This window comes from Streptomyces lincolnensis (assembly GCF_001685355.1).
GTDB lineage: Bacteria > Actinomycetota > Actinomycetes > Streptomycetales > Streptomycetaceae > Streptomyces > Streptomyces lincolnensis.
In genome coordinates this window covers 228,701-244,162 of record NZ_CP016438.1, presented here as the reverse complement: position 1 = coordinate 244,162, position 15,462 = coordinate 228,701, and the positions used below count along the sequence as shown (strand labels likewise).

The 15,462-nt window shown below is 68.8% G+C and carries 14 protein-coding genes; 7 read left to right on the top strand and 7 right to left on the bottom strand.

Features of this window, described 5'->3' with window-relative positions:
* Nucleotides 1–322: 322 nt before the first annotated feature.
* Entirely contained in the window at nucleotides 323–1,069 is a 747-nt protein-coding gene (locus tag SLINC_RS01120) for an SDR family NAD(P)-dependent oxidoreductase (protein ID WP_067425493.1), read from the bottom strand.
* A 92-nt stretch (nucleotides 1,070–1,161) separates the two neighbouring features.
* Between SLINC_RS01120 and SLINC_RS01115 the strand changes: the two genes are divergently transcribed.
* Nucleotides 1,162–1,770 carry a TetR/AcrR family transcriptional regulator gene (locus SLINC_RS01115; protein ID WP_067425491.1) on the top strand — a complete coding sequence of 203 codons (609 nt, stop codon included), beginning with the start codon at nucleotides 1,162–1,164 and terminating at the stop codon, nucleotides 1,768–1,770.
* Nucleotides 1,771–2,067: 297 nt separating this feature from the next.
* Here SLINC_RS01115 and SLINC_RS01110 read toward each other — a convergent pair whose 3' ends face one another.
* The gene (locus SLINC_RS01110; RefSeq protein ID WP_067425488.1) at nucleotides 2,068–2,784 is read right to left on the bottom strand and encodes a VOC family protein; all 717 of its coding nucleotides are present in this window, start codon (nucleotides 2,782–2,784) and stop codon (nucleotides 2,068–2,070) included.
* Between the two features lie 405 nt (nucleotides 2,785–3,189).
* On the opposite strand from SLINC_RS01110, the gene SLINC_RS01105 reads away from it, so the two are divergent.
* The 5 genes from SLINC_RS01105 to SLINC_RS01085 all read left to right on the top strand — a co-directional run bounded on the left by SLINC_RS01105 (nucleotide 3,190) and on the right by SLINC_RS01085 (nucleotide 7,807).
* On the top strand, nucleotides 3,190–4,659 hold the full coding sequence (locus tag SLINC_RS01105) for an FG-GAP-like repeat-containing protein (protein WP_067425484.1): 1,470 nt from the start codon (nucleotides 3,190–3,192) through the stop codon (nucleotides 4,657–4,659).
* Between the two features lie 495 nt (nucleotides 4,660–5,154).
* The gene (locus SLINC_RS01100; RefSeq protein WP_418361227.1) at nucleotides 5,155–5,670 is read left to right on the top strand and encodes a DUF4760 domain-containing protein; all 516 of its coding nucleotides are present in this window, start codon (nucleotides 5,155–5,157) and stop codon (nucleotides 5,668–5,670) included.
* Nucleotides 5,671–6,227: 557 nt separating this feature from the next.
* A complete protein-coding gene (locus tag SLINC_RS01095) occupies nucleotides 6,228–6,857 on the top strand; it encodes a hypothetical protein (RefSeq protein WP_067425478.1) in 630 nt (209 codons plus the stop codon).
* A 40-nt stretch (nucleotides 6,858–6,897) separates the two neighbouring features.
* Entirely contained in the window at nucleotides 6,898–7,155 is a 258-nt protein-coding gene (locus SLINC_RS48745) for a hypothetical protein (RefSeq protein WP_067425475.1), read from the top strand.
* 157 nt (nucleotides 7,156–7,312) lie between these two features.
* Entirely contained in the window at nucleotides 7,313–7,807 is a 495-nt protein-coding gene (locus SLINC_RS01085) for an NUDIX hydrolase (protein ID WP_067425472.1), read from the top strand.
* A 488-nt stretch (nucleotides 7,808–8,295) separates the two neighbouring features.
* On the opposite strand, the gene SLINC_RS01080 is transcribed toward SLINC_RS01085, so the two are convergent.
* From SLINC_RS01080 to SLINC_RS45580, 3 genes are all read right to left on the bottom strand, one after another.
* Nucleotides 8,296–9,189 carry an RNA polymerase sigma-70 factor gene (locus tag SLINC_RS01080; RefSeq protein ID WP_067425469.1) on the bottom strand — a complete coding sequence of 298 codons (894 nt, stop codon included), beginning with the start codon at nucleotides 9,187–9,189 and terminating at the stop codon, nucleotides 8,296–8,298.
* A gap of 72 nt (nucleotides 9,190–9,261) precedes the next feature.
* A complete protein-coding gene (locus SLINC_RS01075) occupies nucleotides 9,262–10,440 on the bottom strand; it encodes an NAD(P)/FAD-dependent oxidoreductase (protein WP_067425467.1) in 1,179 nt (392 codons plus the stop codon).
* Between the two features lie 286 nt (nucleotides 10,441–10,726).
* Complete coding sequence (locus tag SLINC_RS45580) at nucleotides 10,727–11,827, bottom strand: LUD domain-containing protein (RefSeq protein ID WP_079164349.1); 1,101 nt, start codon at nucleotides 11,825–11,827, stop codon at nucleotides 10,727–10,729.
* Between the two features lie 167 nt (nucleotides 11,828–11,994).
* On the opposite strand from SLINC_RS45580, the gene sigJ reads away from it, so the two are divergent.
* On the top strand, nucleotides 11,995–12,933 hold the full coding sequence (gene sigJ / locus SLINC_RS01060; protein WP_067425466.1) for an RNA polymerase sigma factor SigJ: 939 nt from the start codon (nucleotides 11,995–11,997) through the stop codon (nucleotides 12,931–12,933).
* 536 nt (nucleotides 12,934–13,469) lie between these two features.
* Here the strand turns inward: sigJ and SLINC_RS01050 are convergent.
* Nucleotides 13,470–13,808, bottom strand: coding sequence for a thioredoxin family protein (locus SLINC_RS01050; protein WP_067425462.1), 339 nt, complete (start codon nucleotides 13,806–13,808; stop codon nucleotides 13,470–13,472).
* A gap of 465 nt (nucleotides 13,809–14,273) precedes the next feature.
* Nucleotides 14,274–15,413, bottom strand: a complete 1,140-nt coding sequence (locus SLINC_RS01045; protein WP_067425459.1) for a PucR family transcriptional regulator — start codon at nucleotides 15,411–15,413, stop codon at nucleotides 14,274–14,276.
* Between the last annotated feature and the right edge of the window lie 49 nt (nucleotides 15,414–15,462).

Here is a 15,462-nt window from a genome sequence, read left to right as displayed (position 1 = left end):
GTCACCGCGCCGGCCTAGAGGGCGTCAGTGAGGAGATCCTTTACGAGGTCACCCGCAAGGTCTGCGGATGGGTGGTTGGCGTGACGCAGCCCGACTCGAGCAGTTCCTGACACACGCGGGGGACCACGGTCATGCTCTTCCGCCGCACCCACCTCGCCTACCCCGACGCCTTATCACCACTGCTCAGCCCGACGGCCCGCGCGATTGAACCGATCATCTCCCTGGGAAGTTGAAGAGTCATTCCTTGTTCTGAGTACTGGGTTCTGGTGGGTGGCGGGTGGTGTGTGCGCAGGGCCGGCCGCTCGGGACTTCCTGTGGCGGGTCAGAACTGGTTCTCGCCGCCGTTGACGTGCAGGGTGGTGCCGAGCATGAAGCTGCTGTCTGGGGAGGCGAGGAAGGCCACGGCGGCGGCGACTTCCTCCGGGCGTCCCCTCCGGCCGATCGGGACTCCCGCCGCAAGCTCTGCCTTGACCGCGGCCGCGTTCTCCTCGCCGATGGCGAGGTCGACTCCGGGGGTGTCGATCGCGCCCGGCGCGACGGTGTTGACCCGGATGCCCCTGCCTTTCAGCTCGTTGGCCCAGGTCCGTGCGAGAGACCGGATCGCGGCCTTCGATGCCGCGTACAGGCCGAAGGCCTCCCGGCCGTCGTCGGCGCGGATGGAGTCGTTCAGAATCACCGAGGCGCCGTCGTTGAGCAGCGGCAGTGCCTTTTGCACGGTGAGCAGGGTGCCGCGGACGTTGACGCCAAAGAGCTGATCGAACTGTTCGTCGGTGGCCTGCGCCAGCGGTGCGAGCCTGGCCATGCCGGCGTTGGCGAAGAGCACGTCCAGGCCGCGACCGTGGTCGCGGATCGCGTCGTAGAGCCGGTCCAGGTCGGTCGGCTCGGATATGTCGCCCGGCACCGCGGTGGCTGCGGAACCGATCGACTCGACGGCCCTGTCGAGGGCGTCCTTGCGCCGGCCGGTGATGAACACATGGGCGCCCTCGGACGCCAGTCGCGCGGCGGTGGCCAGGCCGATTCCGGTGCTGCCGCCGGTGACGACGGCGGTCTTGCCTTCCAGCTGTCCCATTGTTTGAACTCCCGAAACTTAGATACCGATCGGTGCGTAATGAGACCGTAGCACTTCTGCACCGATCGGTATCGAGGAGGTAGGGTGGGGCCGTGGAGATCACCCGGAAAGCGCCGATCGGCCGGCCGAGAGGCTTCGACGCCGACGAGGCCCTGGAGCGGGCGATGCTGGTCTTCTGGGAGCAGGGCTACGAAGGCGCCAGCCTGACCGACCTGACCCGCGCCATGGGCATCACCCGCAAGAGCATGTACGCGGCCTTCGGCAACAAGGAGGAACTGTTCCGCAAGGCCCTGGAGCGCTACACCGAAGGCCCCGCCGCCTATGCGGACGGCGCACTGGCGAAGCCGAGCGCCCGGGAGGTCGCCACGGCGTTCCTCGCCGGCTCGGTCGACACGACCACCCGCCCCGGCTGCCCCGCCGGCTGCCTGGGCGTGCAGGGCTCACTGGCCGCCGGTGACTCCGGCCGGGCGGCCCAGGATGCCCTGGTCGCCTGGCGCGACGACGGCCGTGCTCGCCTGCGCCACCGGTTTCAGCGGGCCGTCGACGAGGGTGATCTGCCCCCCGGCACGGACCCGGAATTCCTCGCCCGATACGTCATGACTGTGTCGAACGGTATCGCCGTCCAGGCTGCCGGCGGCGCCACCCGCTGCGAACTCCAGCAAGTGGCCGACGCGGCACTGCGGAACTGGCCGCCCGTCTGACAGTCGGCGCCCACGGGAGGCCGGCGGATCGCAGGTGAGCTTCTCCCGGATGACCGCGACCTCGCTTGCCTGGAACTCGGCCGTATCCGAGCAGAACGCGCAGCCGTCCGCCCCGGTCCGGATCAGTGGTGGCCGGCCGCGTTCGGCACCGGTGGCCCGCCGGCAGGCCAGGCCCGCGCGGGCCTGGGGGGCGACAGCGCACGGGCTCTGACCATCGAAGGGAAGGCCAAGGTGCTGTGGCCCCACAGGCCAGTCGGGTTGGGTCGGGCCGCTCCCTCCGCCTGATCGACGGCCGAGTCATTGCTCAACGCGGTGGACCAGGAATGTCAGTCCCTCCGGGCTGCTCAACCGCACAACAGGGCGACCGGTTTCCTCGGACCAGACGGCCGAGTCCTGGCCGAACTCGTGTGCGCGGGCGACGATGCTGTCCGGATCCTCGACGCCGACCGCCAGTTCCCACCGCGGGGCGGACGCACTGGATCCACGTGTGGCGATGAAATCGGCGCAGGCCTGAGGGGTCCCGATCGTCGTGTCGTAGAAATGCCGGGCTTTCTCGGGCTGGTCGCACGTCAGGACCATGCGGTGCGGGGCACCCGCCAAGCGGGACGGGAGGTGCCATCCGGTGAAGTTGCGTGGCTGCCAGAGGGAGAAGGCGGCACCTACTGGATCGATCAATGTCGCCATGCGCCCCTGATCGCCCGCGTCGAAGGGAGGTACGACAAGACGAGCGCCGTTCACCGTCGCGGCTTCGACGCGGTGATCGACGTTGTCGACTGCCAGGTAGAAAGCGATGTGGGCGGGTGTTCCCGGCGGGTAGACCGGATTCGCCAGGTCGCTGACGCTGCCGATCAGGTGGCCGTCGACGGCGATCTTGGTGGCCCTTCGCCAGTCCTTCTCGTCCACCGCGAAGCGCCAGCCCAGCGTCTTCGAGAAGAAGGTGGCGGTGCCGGCCGCGTCACGCGTTTTGAGGTCCATCCAGCAGAACTCGTTCAATGAACCCAGACGGGTCGTCATCCAGTGCTCCTTGTCGTCTCGATGCTGGGTATCGGGTGCTGAGACAACTCGGCAAGAGGTTTTCGGCTGCTCACTGACGACCTGCGCCCGTCGTCAGCGGGCATGCCGGCGCTGTGACGGAACTCAAGCATGGCGTGATCACGCCAGGGTTCCGCCGCCGTGGGGACACGCTGCTGCACGACAAGGCCGGCACTGTCGTGAGTGGCGTCAGGGTGTGTCACGAATCTGTGGCCGCTGTCACAGCCGTGCCACAGGACTCTGCGGCAACCGCTGGGCGTACAACTTCTGTTGGGGTTCTTGGGTCTCATCTGCTGCAAGGGCGGCAGGCCGAGCGTGACCGGCTCGGTGTGCTGCCCGGTTGATGAGGCTGCGGCTTCGACGCAGCGAAACACAAGGGGGATTTCCATGCGCTCGACACGTGCCGCTTTTCTGGCGGTGGCCCTGCTCAGTGTCACCGGCACCGCGATCGCCGGCGGGCCCGCCTGGGCGGCGGAGGGCGCCCAGCGCGCCGCCACGGTGGCCCATGACGACTTCAACGGCGACGGCTTCCCGGATCTGGTGACCGCGGCACCCGCCGCGACGGTGGGCGGCAAGCCGGGAGCCGGGTTCGTTGCCGTGCTCTACGGCTCGTCCCAGGGGGTCGACACCGCCAAGAGAGTGGTTCTGACGCAGAGTTCGGCAGGGGTGCCCGGCAGCCCGGAGGCCCATGACGCCTTCGGCGCGGCCGTCACGTCCGCGGACCTCGACGGTGACGGATATGCCGATCTGGCCGTGGGAGTGCCCGGCGAGGACATCGGTGACGCCGTCGACGCGGGCAGCGTCACGGTCCTGTGGGGTTCGGCCCGCGGGCTGACCGGTACGAGTTCGTGGCTGGAGAGCAACACCCTGGGTGCGCCCAGCGCGAGGGAGTCCTACGGCAGCGGGCTCACCGCCGCCGACGTCGACGGCGACGGGCGCCCGGAGCTGGCCCACGTCAACGCGGAGGACTCCGTCTACGTGCACGACTTCAGCGCGTCCCGCACACCGCAGAACCCCGAGCAGCTCCACGGTCTGCCCACCGAGAACGGCTTCAGGCCCAGCGGTCTGACCGGCGCCGACTACGACAAGGACGGCTATGCCGATCTCGTGGTGACCGGCACCGAGCCGAGCCTGGAGATCGTGGAGAGCCGCTCGGTGCTGTTGCGCGGTTCCGCGGACGGACTGGGCCTGGACCGCACCTTCGGCGGAGGCTCGGTGGGCGCCTCCGGTGACCTCAACAAGGACGGCTACCCCGACCTCGTGCTGGGCGACCCCCGCACCCTGGAGCACGGCGAGTGGGACCTGGCCGCGGGTAGTGTCTCCGTGCGCTACGGCAGCCGCGACGGCCTGTTCGGCTCCGACGCCGAAACGCCGGATCAGGTCTTCGAGCAGGGCAAGGACGGCCTCGGCGGCAGTGCCGAAGTCGGCGACCGGTTCGGTGCCGACCTCAGCCTCGGCGACGTCAACGGCGACGGCCACCTCGACCTGGCGATCGGCTCCCCGGGCGAGAGCATCGGCGACCTGGCGGACGCGGGCGCGGCCTGGCTCCTGCGCGGTTCGGCACGCGGACTGGGAACGGCCGGCGCACAGAACTTCAACCAGAACACCGCCGGCGTGCCGGGTGCGTCCGAGGCGGGCGACCGCTTCGGTGCGCAGGCGCGACTGGTCGACTCCGACCGCGACGGCCACGCCGAACTCGTCACCACGGCTCCCTACGAGAACGACTCCGCAGGCTACGCCTGGGTGCTCGACGGCACGGCGTCGGGCGTGACGACCAGCGGTTCCTGGTCGTTCGGTGCCGCCGCACTCGGCGCATCGCAGGGCACCGCCTACTTCGGATCCGTCCTGGGCAAGTAGTCAGGCAGCCGCAGGTCGTGGTGGAGCGGCTGGACGACGTCGTCGGTCAGCCCTCCGCTTCGGCCTGCCTGCCCCACCAGCGCCCGCCGACGCCCGTGCCTGGGCCGAAGGTGCGGATGAGGGCCGCGATCGCGAGGCCGTAGGGCAGTCAGTCAAGCTGAAGCGGTGACGAACGCCGCGACGGCGCTCGCCGGTTCGGGTGAACGCCGGTCTCCCTTCGTCCACCCAGCAGCGCATCCTTCACATACCAGCTGCACGGTGTCTGCTATGGCGTCGGCACCGGAGCCGCCGGCTGATCTCCATGTGGGTCGGGCATCGGTCCTGACGTGGTTCAAGCGGCTGCCGCTTCAGGAGCAGGTGAAGCGCGAAGGCCGGGGCCTCTCACCTCGGTGACCGAGTTGCGCCTGGGTGCGAGGGCGGGAGCGGCGCGGCGGGGTTGGTGCAGTTGCGGCCGGGGAACGACGGGCGTGAGGCCGGGCCATCCCTGGGGGCGATGTGGAGATTGCGGCGGTGTTGGTGTCGGTCGTGGCGCTGGGGGTGTCCGCCCTTGTGTCCGTGCGACAGTTGCGACTGACGGAGCATGCGAACACGCTTCCCGTCCTGGTGGATCTGTTCCGTGAGCATCGCAGTGTGCGTCTGGCCCGGGCCCGCCAGGTGGTGTACGAGCAGTCGCCGGCCTGGGATCTGTCCGCGGGACTGGAGGGATTGCCCGAGTCCGAGCGGGACCTGGTGCGTGAACTGGCCTGGTTCTACGACAACCTGGGGGCGCTCGTCACGCACGGCGTGGTCGACATCGAGCCCGTCTCCGGCTACCTCGGAGGGTCGGTGATCTCGGTGTGGGAACGCCTGGAGCCACTGGTGCGGGCGGAGCGCGCCAAGCGGACCAGGAACAATCTGCCGGATCCGAACCGCTGGCAGGAGTGCTTCGAGAACCTCTACCACCTGGTGCGCGAGATTCCGGCGGACAAAGCGCGCGCGGAAACCAATCTGTGGCGACTCGCCCGTTCGTGACCGGGCTGAGTGACCGAACTACTCCAGCGACGGACTACCAGAAAGCGGGATTCCACCTCGGATGCTGTTCTGCCCGCCTTCTCGCTTCCACAGCCGGATCACGAGACGCTTGAAGAGACGGTAGGACTCCAGCTCAACGGGCCCGCTCGCCCATGCTGCGGAGCGAGTCCTCGGGCGGCGCGTCGGGTGCCGAGTGGGATCTACGAGATGGCTGCGAACGCCGGCTGGGTCACCATCGACACCGATCACGACACGGCAGCCAATCTCGCCCAATGAGCCTCAAAGCGCGCGACAAGAGGGGGTTCTGGTCACGCGCTGGGACTCGGCTGTCTCCGGGCGTTTGGTACATACTCCAAAACGCCTCGATCGGAACTGACTTCATCGTCTCCTGTCACTGGACAGCTTCAGGGTCATGCTCGGCGGCACCGCGCTCCGCCGCTGGGCCGGTCGCCGACAGGTGGGTCGGCATGACAGGACCTGCGGACGGTTGTTGAGAACCACACCGGGAAAGATCAGCACCTGGCGTATGCACGTGGACTACCGATGGGGGTGGTTGTATGGACGACTTCTTCGCCATGGTGGAAGGCCGGGCCCATGGGTGGGCCCGGGGTCGCAAGGACCTGCACTGGTTGATCGTTCCGGGTGAGGACTTCGCCCGCAAGTACTTGTATGAGCCCTACCGTGTGCTGTCCGAGCAGCCCGGCCTGCATCCGGTCCGGCCACAATGGATGCACTGCACGGTGCTGCACGCCGGACCGCAGGACAGCGCGACCGCCGGGGAAATCGACCTGACCGCCCGGGAGGTGACGCGGAGGGCCGCCGACATCGACCCCTACGAGATGGTGCTGTCACGCCCGGACATCGACATGATGGGGATCGAGAGCAAGGGCTACCCCGGCCGGCCTCACCGGCAGCTGTGGGAGATGACCTGGCAAGCACACCGTAACGGGGTCGGTGACCGCTGGCCGCGCATCCCGTCGGCTTCCTACCCACACCTGTCGTACGCCTACGCCGGAGCGGACGGGCATCTCGCGGACCGCGGTGCGCTCAAGGTGCTGCTGTCCGACCTGCCCGGCGGGCAGGTCACGGTGCCAGTCACCGCTCTCACGCTGGTGGCCGAATGGCATGACCGCCGCGAGATCGTGTGGGACGTCCTCGCCGAGGTGCCGCTGGGCACACGGCCCTGAACCGGGCAACCTCAGCTTCTCCGCGCGCTGTGAACTGGCGGTGACCAACGCCGTCGATCGCGAGCACGCGGTCAAGGCCGTCGCCGCATTCGAGAAGACCTACGGCGCGAAGTGTCCCAAGTCCGTCAAGAAGATCACCAACGACGTGGACTGGCTGGTCGCGTTCTACGGCTTCCCGGCCAAGGACTGGGCCGCCGCAGTAGGTGCACCGGGCCGGTGTCGAACCCGTCCGGCTCCGCGTCCCGGCAGGATGCCGGATCGCCGCATACAGCTCGACCTTCGACAATCTGGGACGTGACCAGCACCTTTCACAGAAGTATCCCGATGCTGCCTCGACAAGCACCGCAGTGCTGGGAAAACTCGTGAACCTCACCGGGCCTCACGGTGAGTTGCCGTTCCTCGGTCCACTTCGACTGACCACGAGGCGCTCTGGCAGCGACCGCTAGGCTTTCCGGATGCCATCGGTGAGCATGCGTCATGCAGTTCGCGCGATCATCCTCGATGAGGACGACCGCATTCTCCTGTGCCGATTTGCGATCCCGGACCCGGCGGGGACAGTCGTGTGGGCGGCTCCCGGTGGAGGGATCGAACCAGGCGAGACGCCGCTTGGCGCGTTGCGTCGCGAAGTGCGAGAAGAGGTAGGTCTCTCGATCGAGTCAGACCCGCCGCATGTGTGGCACCAGGAAGTCGTGGCGCCAGGTCACGCCGCAGGCTACGACGGCGTGATCAATGACTACTTCCTCGTGCGCACTGTGCTGTTCGAGCCTCGCGGGGAGCTGTCCGACGACCAACTCGCGGCTGAGAACATCAGTGAGCTGAAGTGGTGGTCCCTGCCAGACGTCTGCGGTTATCACGGTCGTGATCTCTTCTCTCCCCGCGACCTTGCCGGACTGTTGGGCACATTGCTCACCTCAGGGGTCCCGACACGACCGGTGCCACTCGGCCTGTGAACGACGAACCGGCCCGTCACGCCTCGCGGGTCCGGTTGTGTGGTCGGGTAGCCGGCTCCAAGTCTGCTGCAAGTCCGCAGCCCGGCGCTGAGCATCTACTCCTTCAGCATCTTGATCCGGTTGGCTGCTCCTTCGACCGGGCTTGAGCCCGTCGGTGGTCAGCCCGGTGGTCACGGCGTTGAAGCCGCTGTAAAGGCCGACGGCACTCCGGCACCAGGCCGGTCACCTCTGCTGGACGATCAAGATCAAGTCTTGAGTGCCAACGGCGGTACTGCTGGTCCCCATGGCCGAAAACGGTCTGCGATGCTCTTCTCTGCCCGGGCCGTTGCCTTCGTCAACTGGGGCCGCGTCGCCCGCCGGTGAAGCGTTCGGGGGGACGCGGCTCCGTCAGGGGCGCCTTCGGGATCGTAGGCGACGGGCTGCTCCCGCCCTTTGCACAGCTCGTCCCGGCCCAGGGTCCCGCTGGTCATGCGTCAGCATTGAACGCCTCAGGGCAGCGCCAAGCTGTTGTCGGGGGTCAGGCCGCTGAGCTTTTCGGGGTTGACCTGGAAGCGCAGGTTCTGGATGCGGCCGTCGACGAGGTCGAACGAGAGGGCGCCGACTGTGTGTCCGTCGAGGGTGGCCAGGACGCCGAGCTCGCCGTTGATGACGGCCGGCTCCATGGTCAGGGCGGCCAGTTCGGGCTTGGCCAGGAAACCCACGAGCCAGCGCGCGACGTGGTCGGTGCCGTGGAGGGGGCGACGGGCGGCCGTGACCTTGCCGCCGCCGTCGGACCAAGCGGTGACGTCGGGGGCGAGTAGCTCCATGACGGCGTTCAGGTCGCCGCCCGCGCAGGCTTCTAAGAACTGGGCGGTGACGTGCCGGCGTTGGGTCTGGTCGGCGTCGAACCGGGAGCGGCGGGCCCGGACGTGCTCGCGTGCGCGGTGGGCGATCTGGCGGACGGTCGGCTCGGGACGTTCGAGGGTCTCGGCGATCTCGGCGTGCGAGTAGCCGAAGACCTCGCGGAGCAGGAAGACGGCGCGTTCGACGGGGCTGAGGGTTTCCAGGACGACCAGCATCGCGGTGGAGACGCTGTCGGCCAGTTCGGTCTCCGCGGCGATGTCGGGGGAGGTCAGCAGGGGCTCGGGGAGCCATGGGCCGACGTAGGTTTCGCGGGTTGCCCGTGCGGAGGTGAGGCGGTTCAACGAGAGGTTGGTGACCGTGCGCACCAGGTAGGCCTTGGGGTGGCGGATCGCGTCGTGGTCCGCGGTGCTCCAGCTCAGCCAGGTGTCCTGGAGGACGTCCTCGGCGTCGGTGACGCTGCCCAGCATGCGGTAGGCGGTGGCGAACATGAGCCTGCGGTGTTCGATGTACGGGTCCTGCTCGTCCCTGGTGTCGACCATCGGCTCATGCTGCCAGCGCCGTAACCAGGGCGGCAAGGCCCGAGATCACGGCGCTGGGAGCCGATGTGCCCGTCATGCCGTGGGCTTGCGGGTGGCGCGGCCGCCCTTGGAGACGATGGTGGTGACGTTCATGCGCTTGCTGAACCGGTAGGTCGTGAGCGGGCTGCCGCTGACCATCTCCTTGTACGCGGCGGCGCTGCGGCCGGTGAGGTGCATGCGGCGGGGGGTTTCGTCGGCCTTGGTGAACTGGATGACGGCGTCGCGCCGGCCGAGGCTGACCGGCTGGTGGAAGTAGCCGAAGCGGAACGGCTTGACGGCCTTGCCGCGCACGAGCCGCGCGATGGTGTCGGCGGTGTACTGGGCGGTGGGCAGGCCGCTCTGGCAGGTGCCGTGGATCTGTCCCCAGGCCAGACGGACGGCGGCGGCGTCGCCGATGGCGTGGATCTCCGGGTGGGAAACCGAACGCAGGGTGGCATCGACCAGGATGAGGCCGCGGTCGTCGGTGGCGATCCCCGCGTCGGCGGCGAGCGGTGACACCTTGACGCCGGTGGTCCACAGGCACGCGTCGGAGTGGACGAGCCGGCCGTCGGCCAGTTCGACGGCGTCGGGCAGCACCTTGGTGATGCGGGCGCCGGTCTCAAGAGTGATACCGAGGCGGTCCAGGGCGCCGTAGAGGTACGCGCGGGCCTTGGCGCCCATCATGCCGCCGGGCTCGTCCAGGCTGATCAGCGTCACGTCCAGGCCGGGGTGGCTCTCGGCGATCTCGGTGGCCGCCTCGATGCCGGTCAGGCCGCCGCCGCAGACGGTGACCGTGCCGCCGGACGAGGCGACCTCGCTGAGGCGCGCGGCGAACCGGCCGGCGGTCTGCGGGTTGTCGAGGGTGAATGCCTGGGTGTCGGCGCCGGGGACCTTGCCGGTGTCGGTCGAGCTGCCCAGCGCGTAGACGAGCGTGTCGTACCCGAGGGTCTCGGCGCCATCGACGGTGATTTGCCGGGCCTCGGGGTCGATGGCGGTGGCGGTGCCCTGGACGAACGTGACGCCGGTCCCGGCGAGCAGGTCGGGGATCTGATGGTCGGCCAGTTCCTGCCCGGCGGCGATCTGGTGCATCCGCAGCCGCTCGACGAACCGGCTTGAGGGGTTGACCAGGGTGATCTTCACACCGGTCCGGCGAGTGCGGTGGGCCAGCCGGATGGCGCTGAACATGCCCGTGTAGCCGGCGCCGAGGACGACGATGTGGTGGCCGTTGTTCATCGGATCTCCCAAGGTCGGGCACCGGCTCGAGTACCGGTGACGCCCATGGGACAAGCGACCCGCACCGGACGTGACAGGACGCAGATGTGAACCACGTCACACCATGTGCAGTGGTGGTGTGTGCCGGCAAGAACCCGCCGATTGCCTCTTCGTGCCGAGCCTGGCCGAAGCAGGGCAGGACGCCGAAGAGGACGACAAGCTCGTAGTCCGTTACGAAGCCACCGTCCAGATCGCCGCCATCAATGACTGGCTCTGAGCCCGTGAGTCAAACGTACTGTCGGCTGGGTCAGTATCCGATGGCCTCCCGGAGAAGCAGCACGGTGCCGCGCCCTGGGCGCGGTTCCGCATTGAGGATGAGCAGGCGGTTGACGGCGCTGGGCATCCCGTACACCGCCTGGGCGCGGGCGTTCTCCAGCGGGAGGGCGTGCTCCTCGATGCGGCGCAGGGCTGTGCTCAGGTCGGGCACCACCTTCTGCGCGCCGACGATCCAGACCGCGTGGGCGGCGCCGCCCGCGTTGGCGGGGAGTTGGCTGCCGCTGCCCGAGGCAAGAACGAGCGAGCCGGTCTCGGTGACCGCGGCGACGCTGTTGACGACGAAGTCGGGGCTGGCGACCAGCCTTCGGATCTCGTCGGCGCCGTTGGCACGGTCGATGGCCAGGATGCGCGGCCTGATGGCGTCGTACTGGCCGCTGGCGTTGATGTCCTCGTCGATGCCGGACAGTCGGAGTGTCTCGCTGGCTCCGGTGAGTACGCTGGCGCCCTCGGGGATCAGGTCCTTGATGCGGACGCGCGCTTCTGCGGTGTCGTCGAGGATCTCGGCGGCGAAGCCGCCCGCACGCAGCGCGGCGGCCACCCTCTCCAGTTGTTCGGCCGTTGCCGGGTCGGTGAAGGATGGGGCCGGAGCCGGGGTGGCCGTGGCATGTGCTGGGTCGGTCCCGGAGCCCTGCGCCGCGTGGGGCGCCGTGCCCGCCAGCGGGGAGGTGTCGAGGTACCTGACTTCGTACACCCGCTCGGCGAACCTCCAGCCTTCCTCGGTGCGCTGGTAACGGTCGTGGTAGACGGCGTAGTTGAGGCCCTCGCGTCCGTCGAGGGTGCGCGCGAGTTCTTGGATGTAGGCGCGGCCGGTCGCGGCGTCGCCGTCGAGCTGGATCGTGCCGGGGTGTGTGTTCTGTACGAAGAAGTCCCACTGGCTCTGCAGCCGCTCACCCCCGGCAAGGATCTCCTCCCGGCCGATCTGCTCGACGGGGATGTTGGGCATGCGCAGGGCACCGTCCGGTGTGAACAGCGCCGCCAGGCGGGGTCGGTCGCGCATCATCACCGCGTCGGTGAACTCGCTGCGCAGTGCCTCGATCTCGACGCGGTCCGCGATGGTCTGGAAGTCGTTCATCAAAGTCCCCTCTCCGTTTTCCGTCTCGCTGTCGCCCTCACTGGTACGACACCGTTACGACAACGCAGCGCTTCGGAATGTGAGGTGGCGCGTCGGCCTCACATTCCTGTGCGCTGCCTTGTCGTAGGGGTAGTGGCACAGAAGCGAGCGAGGGAGACGGCCAGACCATGACCACGAGAACCGAGCCCGGGGACGGTCGGAGCGATCCGGGCCTCAGCGCGATCATGAGTGAGCGGCGCCGGCTGATCAACCTCGGCTATCGACTCCTCGGCTCCCTTGCCGACGCCGAGGATGTCGTGCAGGAGACCTACGCCCGCTGGTACGCCATGTCCGCACGCGAGCAGCAGGCCATCGAGTCGCCCGGCGCCTGGCTGATGACGGTCGCCAGCCGCATCTGCCTGAACCTGCTCGGTTCGGCGCGGGCCAGGCGGGAGACGTATGTGGGCGACTGGATCCCGGAACCGCTGCCCGAGCCCACGGAGTGGATCACCGGGCGCTCCGGCGCCGGCGGGACCGACCCGGCCGACCGGGTCACCCTCGACGAGTCGGTGACGATGGCCTTCCTGGTCGTCCTCGACGCGATGACCCCTGCCGAGCGCGTCGCGTTCGTCCTGCACGACGTCTTCCGCTACCCCTTCGGCGAGGTCGCCGAGATCGTCGGCCGCACTCCGGCGGCGTGCCGCCAACTGGCCTCGTCCGCCCGCCGACGCATCCGCAGCGCGCAGAGCCCGGCGGGCCCGAGTGCCGGGCAGGCCGGCATCGTCAGGCAGTTCAGAACGGCGTGGGAGGCCAAGGACATCGACGCCCTGATCAGCCTGCTTGACCCCGATGCCGTCGCGACCGCCGACGGCGGCGGGCTGGCTGTCACCCACCTGCACCCGATCGTGGGCAGTGAGCAGATCGCACGCGCTTACGCCGAGATCGCCCGTGTGTCGGGCGGCCACACAACGTTCCTGGAGTGCACGGTCAACGGCCTGCCCGGCTTGGTGACACGGCAGGACGGCAACCTCTCGACCGTGTTCGCGTTCGAGATCGTGGAAGACCGGATCAGGCACATCTGGGCGGTGAGAAACCCCGAGAAACTCCGGCCCTGGCGGATCAGCTGAGGAGCGATCCGAGACACCCCCAACAGAGTCATGCCGTTGCTTTACGTGGTTGAGGGTTGGGGTCGTTGGATGCGGACTGCTCGGGTGCTGGTGTGGGTGGTCAGGATGGAGGCTCTGGCCAGCAGTTCAGGGGGAAGAGCTGCCCGGCGTGACGGTCCCGCTGCGTCGGGCGGAGCGCAGGGTTTCGGTGAAGGAGACCCGGGCTGGGTCCAGGCCCGGGGTGGCCGCTGTTCTCACCATCAGCTCACGCAGTGCGTGATTGCTGCCTGTGAGGAGGGCGGCGAGGTGAAGTGGGACGGCTACCGCGTGCTGGCCGGCCAGTGGGGCGACGGCCGTGTCGCCGTAGGGAGTCGTAACGGCAGCGATTTGAGCCGGGCGTTCCCGGAGATCGAGGATGCGGTCGCTCGGCTGCCGGACGATACGGCGGTCGACGGTGGATGTGACCTGGGGAGGGCTCTTCCTCAGGGTGTCTCAGGCGGCGCAGCTCCCATAGACGAGACCTGACGGGCGTCGCGACGACGTGCCGCAGCGATCGCTCAGAGGTGGCCGTCCAGGAACTTCCGTAGCTCGGCGATGGTCATGGGCCCCGTGCCGTGCGCCACTGCCTCTCCGTCCTTCAGCAGGACGTAGGACAGGGCTCCGGTGATCCCGTAGCGCTCGGTTGCGGCCGGACAACGCGTGATGTCGGTGCGGACGGCCGTCAGGCGGCCCGCGTAGTCGTCGGCGATGCCACCCACGACGAGGTCCATCACCCGGCAGGGCTCGATTGCCTTGGGCCATGTTCCGGTGAAGTAGGCGAGGACCGGAACTCCGCTCATCCCGAGGATGAAATCGAACTCCGCGTCCTCACGGGGTCGGTGAACCCGCTGCGCCATGGAAACTCCTGACCTCACGTTCCGTCATTCCATCCTCATCATCCCCCGCGCGGGGTGCCAGGCCGGCCGGGTCGGTCGTCCGGCTGACCTGTGGAAAGGGAGGCACGGGGCCATCGCATAATCACAATGGTCCTCGGCGCGAGCCGCCCGCCCCGCCCCTGGGTCAGCTCGTGCCAGGACAGTGCCCTCTACGACGACATGAAGGCTGTCTTCCAGTGCATATCGGCCAAGCTCACCGACCGGATGCTCGATGAGCGGCGTCGACGAGGGGGCCAGTGCGCATTGTCCACCGGATCCAGTCGAGCCGTATCCGCCACCATGCCGCTTCTCAGAGACAGCGCCGCCGACGGGCTTCCCGAGGCCTTGTCCGGTCTTCACATCAACCCCCTGTCTCAGCTGGCTCATCCCGCCCTTCCCCGGACCGCTCGCGGACGCGGTCGTGGACGGTCGAAGTACCAGTACGCGTCAGCCGGCCCGAAGACCGACCGCCAGCGTCAGTTCAAGGACCCGGTGCGGCGATGCGAGATCCGGAAACAGCTCCCGCAGCTGCGACATCCGGTACCGGACCGTCTGGGGATGGACGAACAACGCCGCCGCCACCTCCTCCCGCCTGCCCTGGTGCAGCAGCCACGCCCGCAACGTCTCCTCCAGCCGCCGTGCGGTCGCGGCAGGCAAGGTCCGCAACGGGGCGAGGGCTCGGGCACGCAGGTCTGAGAACGCGTCCATGTCGGCGCTCAGCACCAGCTCGGGCAGGTGTTCCTCGGTGTCGCGAATGTCAGAGGAGAGGGAGCGCGCGCGTACGGCTCGAGCGTACGAGGCGGACGCACGCGTCCACGGCCGGGCCGGGCCGACCACGGCGGTGCGGTCGGTCAGCTGCCGCAGGAGATGTGATCGGTCGGCATCGGGGACGAGCAGCACCCCGGTGGCATCCGGCAGATCGTCGAGGACGAGGGTGCTCGGGTCGAGCGCGCGGTAGGCGGGGCGGGCCTGCACGGAGGGCAGCAGGACCGCGGTCAGCGAAACCGGAGGCTGCCACCCGGCCCGTTGAACAGAGGCCAGCAGTACGTCCGGGCTCGCGCCGGCGAGGAGGTCGCGGGCCAGGTGTTCCAGGTGGCGCTCCTGGTCCCTGCCCCGGGCGGCCAGTTCGTCGGCGTGGCCCGCGGCGCTCGCGGCGGAGAGCTCGTCGATGTAGGCGAAGGTCAGCTCGGCGAACTTGGCGACCTCGGCGGCGGGCAGACCTGCGGGTACGGCACCGGCTGCCAGGCATCGCCAGGCCACGCGGGCGCCGACGCGGTAGGCGCTGAGCAGGGCGTCCATCGAACGGCCGTCGCGGACCTCGCCGCGGCCCAGTTCGTAGGCTGCGTCACTGGCGTCGCCGCCTGTGGCGTTACCGCTCGCGAGGTCCAGGTAGTGTCCCAGGGCGGTGCGGACGGCTCGGCGGATGGTGGCGCCCATGTGGCCCGAGAGGGCGTTGGCGTAGGGAGGGACCTCGTCGATGATCGCCTGGACGACCTCGTCGGCGGTGCTCTTCAGAGCGGCCCGAAGTGCGGTGACCGTCGTCTCGTCCAGGGCCAGTTCGCTGGCCCTCTGGATTGCATGGCTCACGTTTCTATTCCCTGCGAACAATTCAGTCAGCCAGATTTACGTCCTTCGG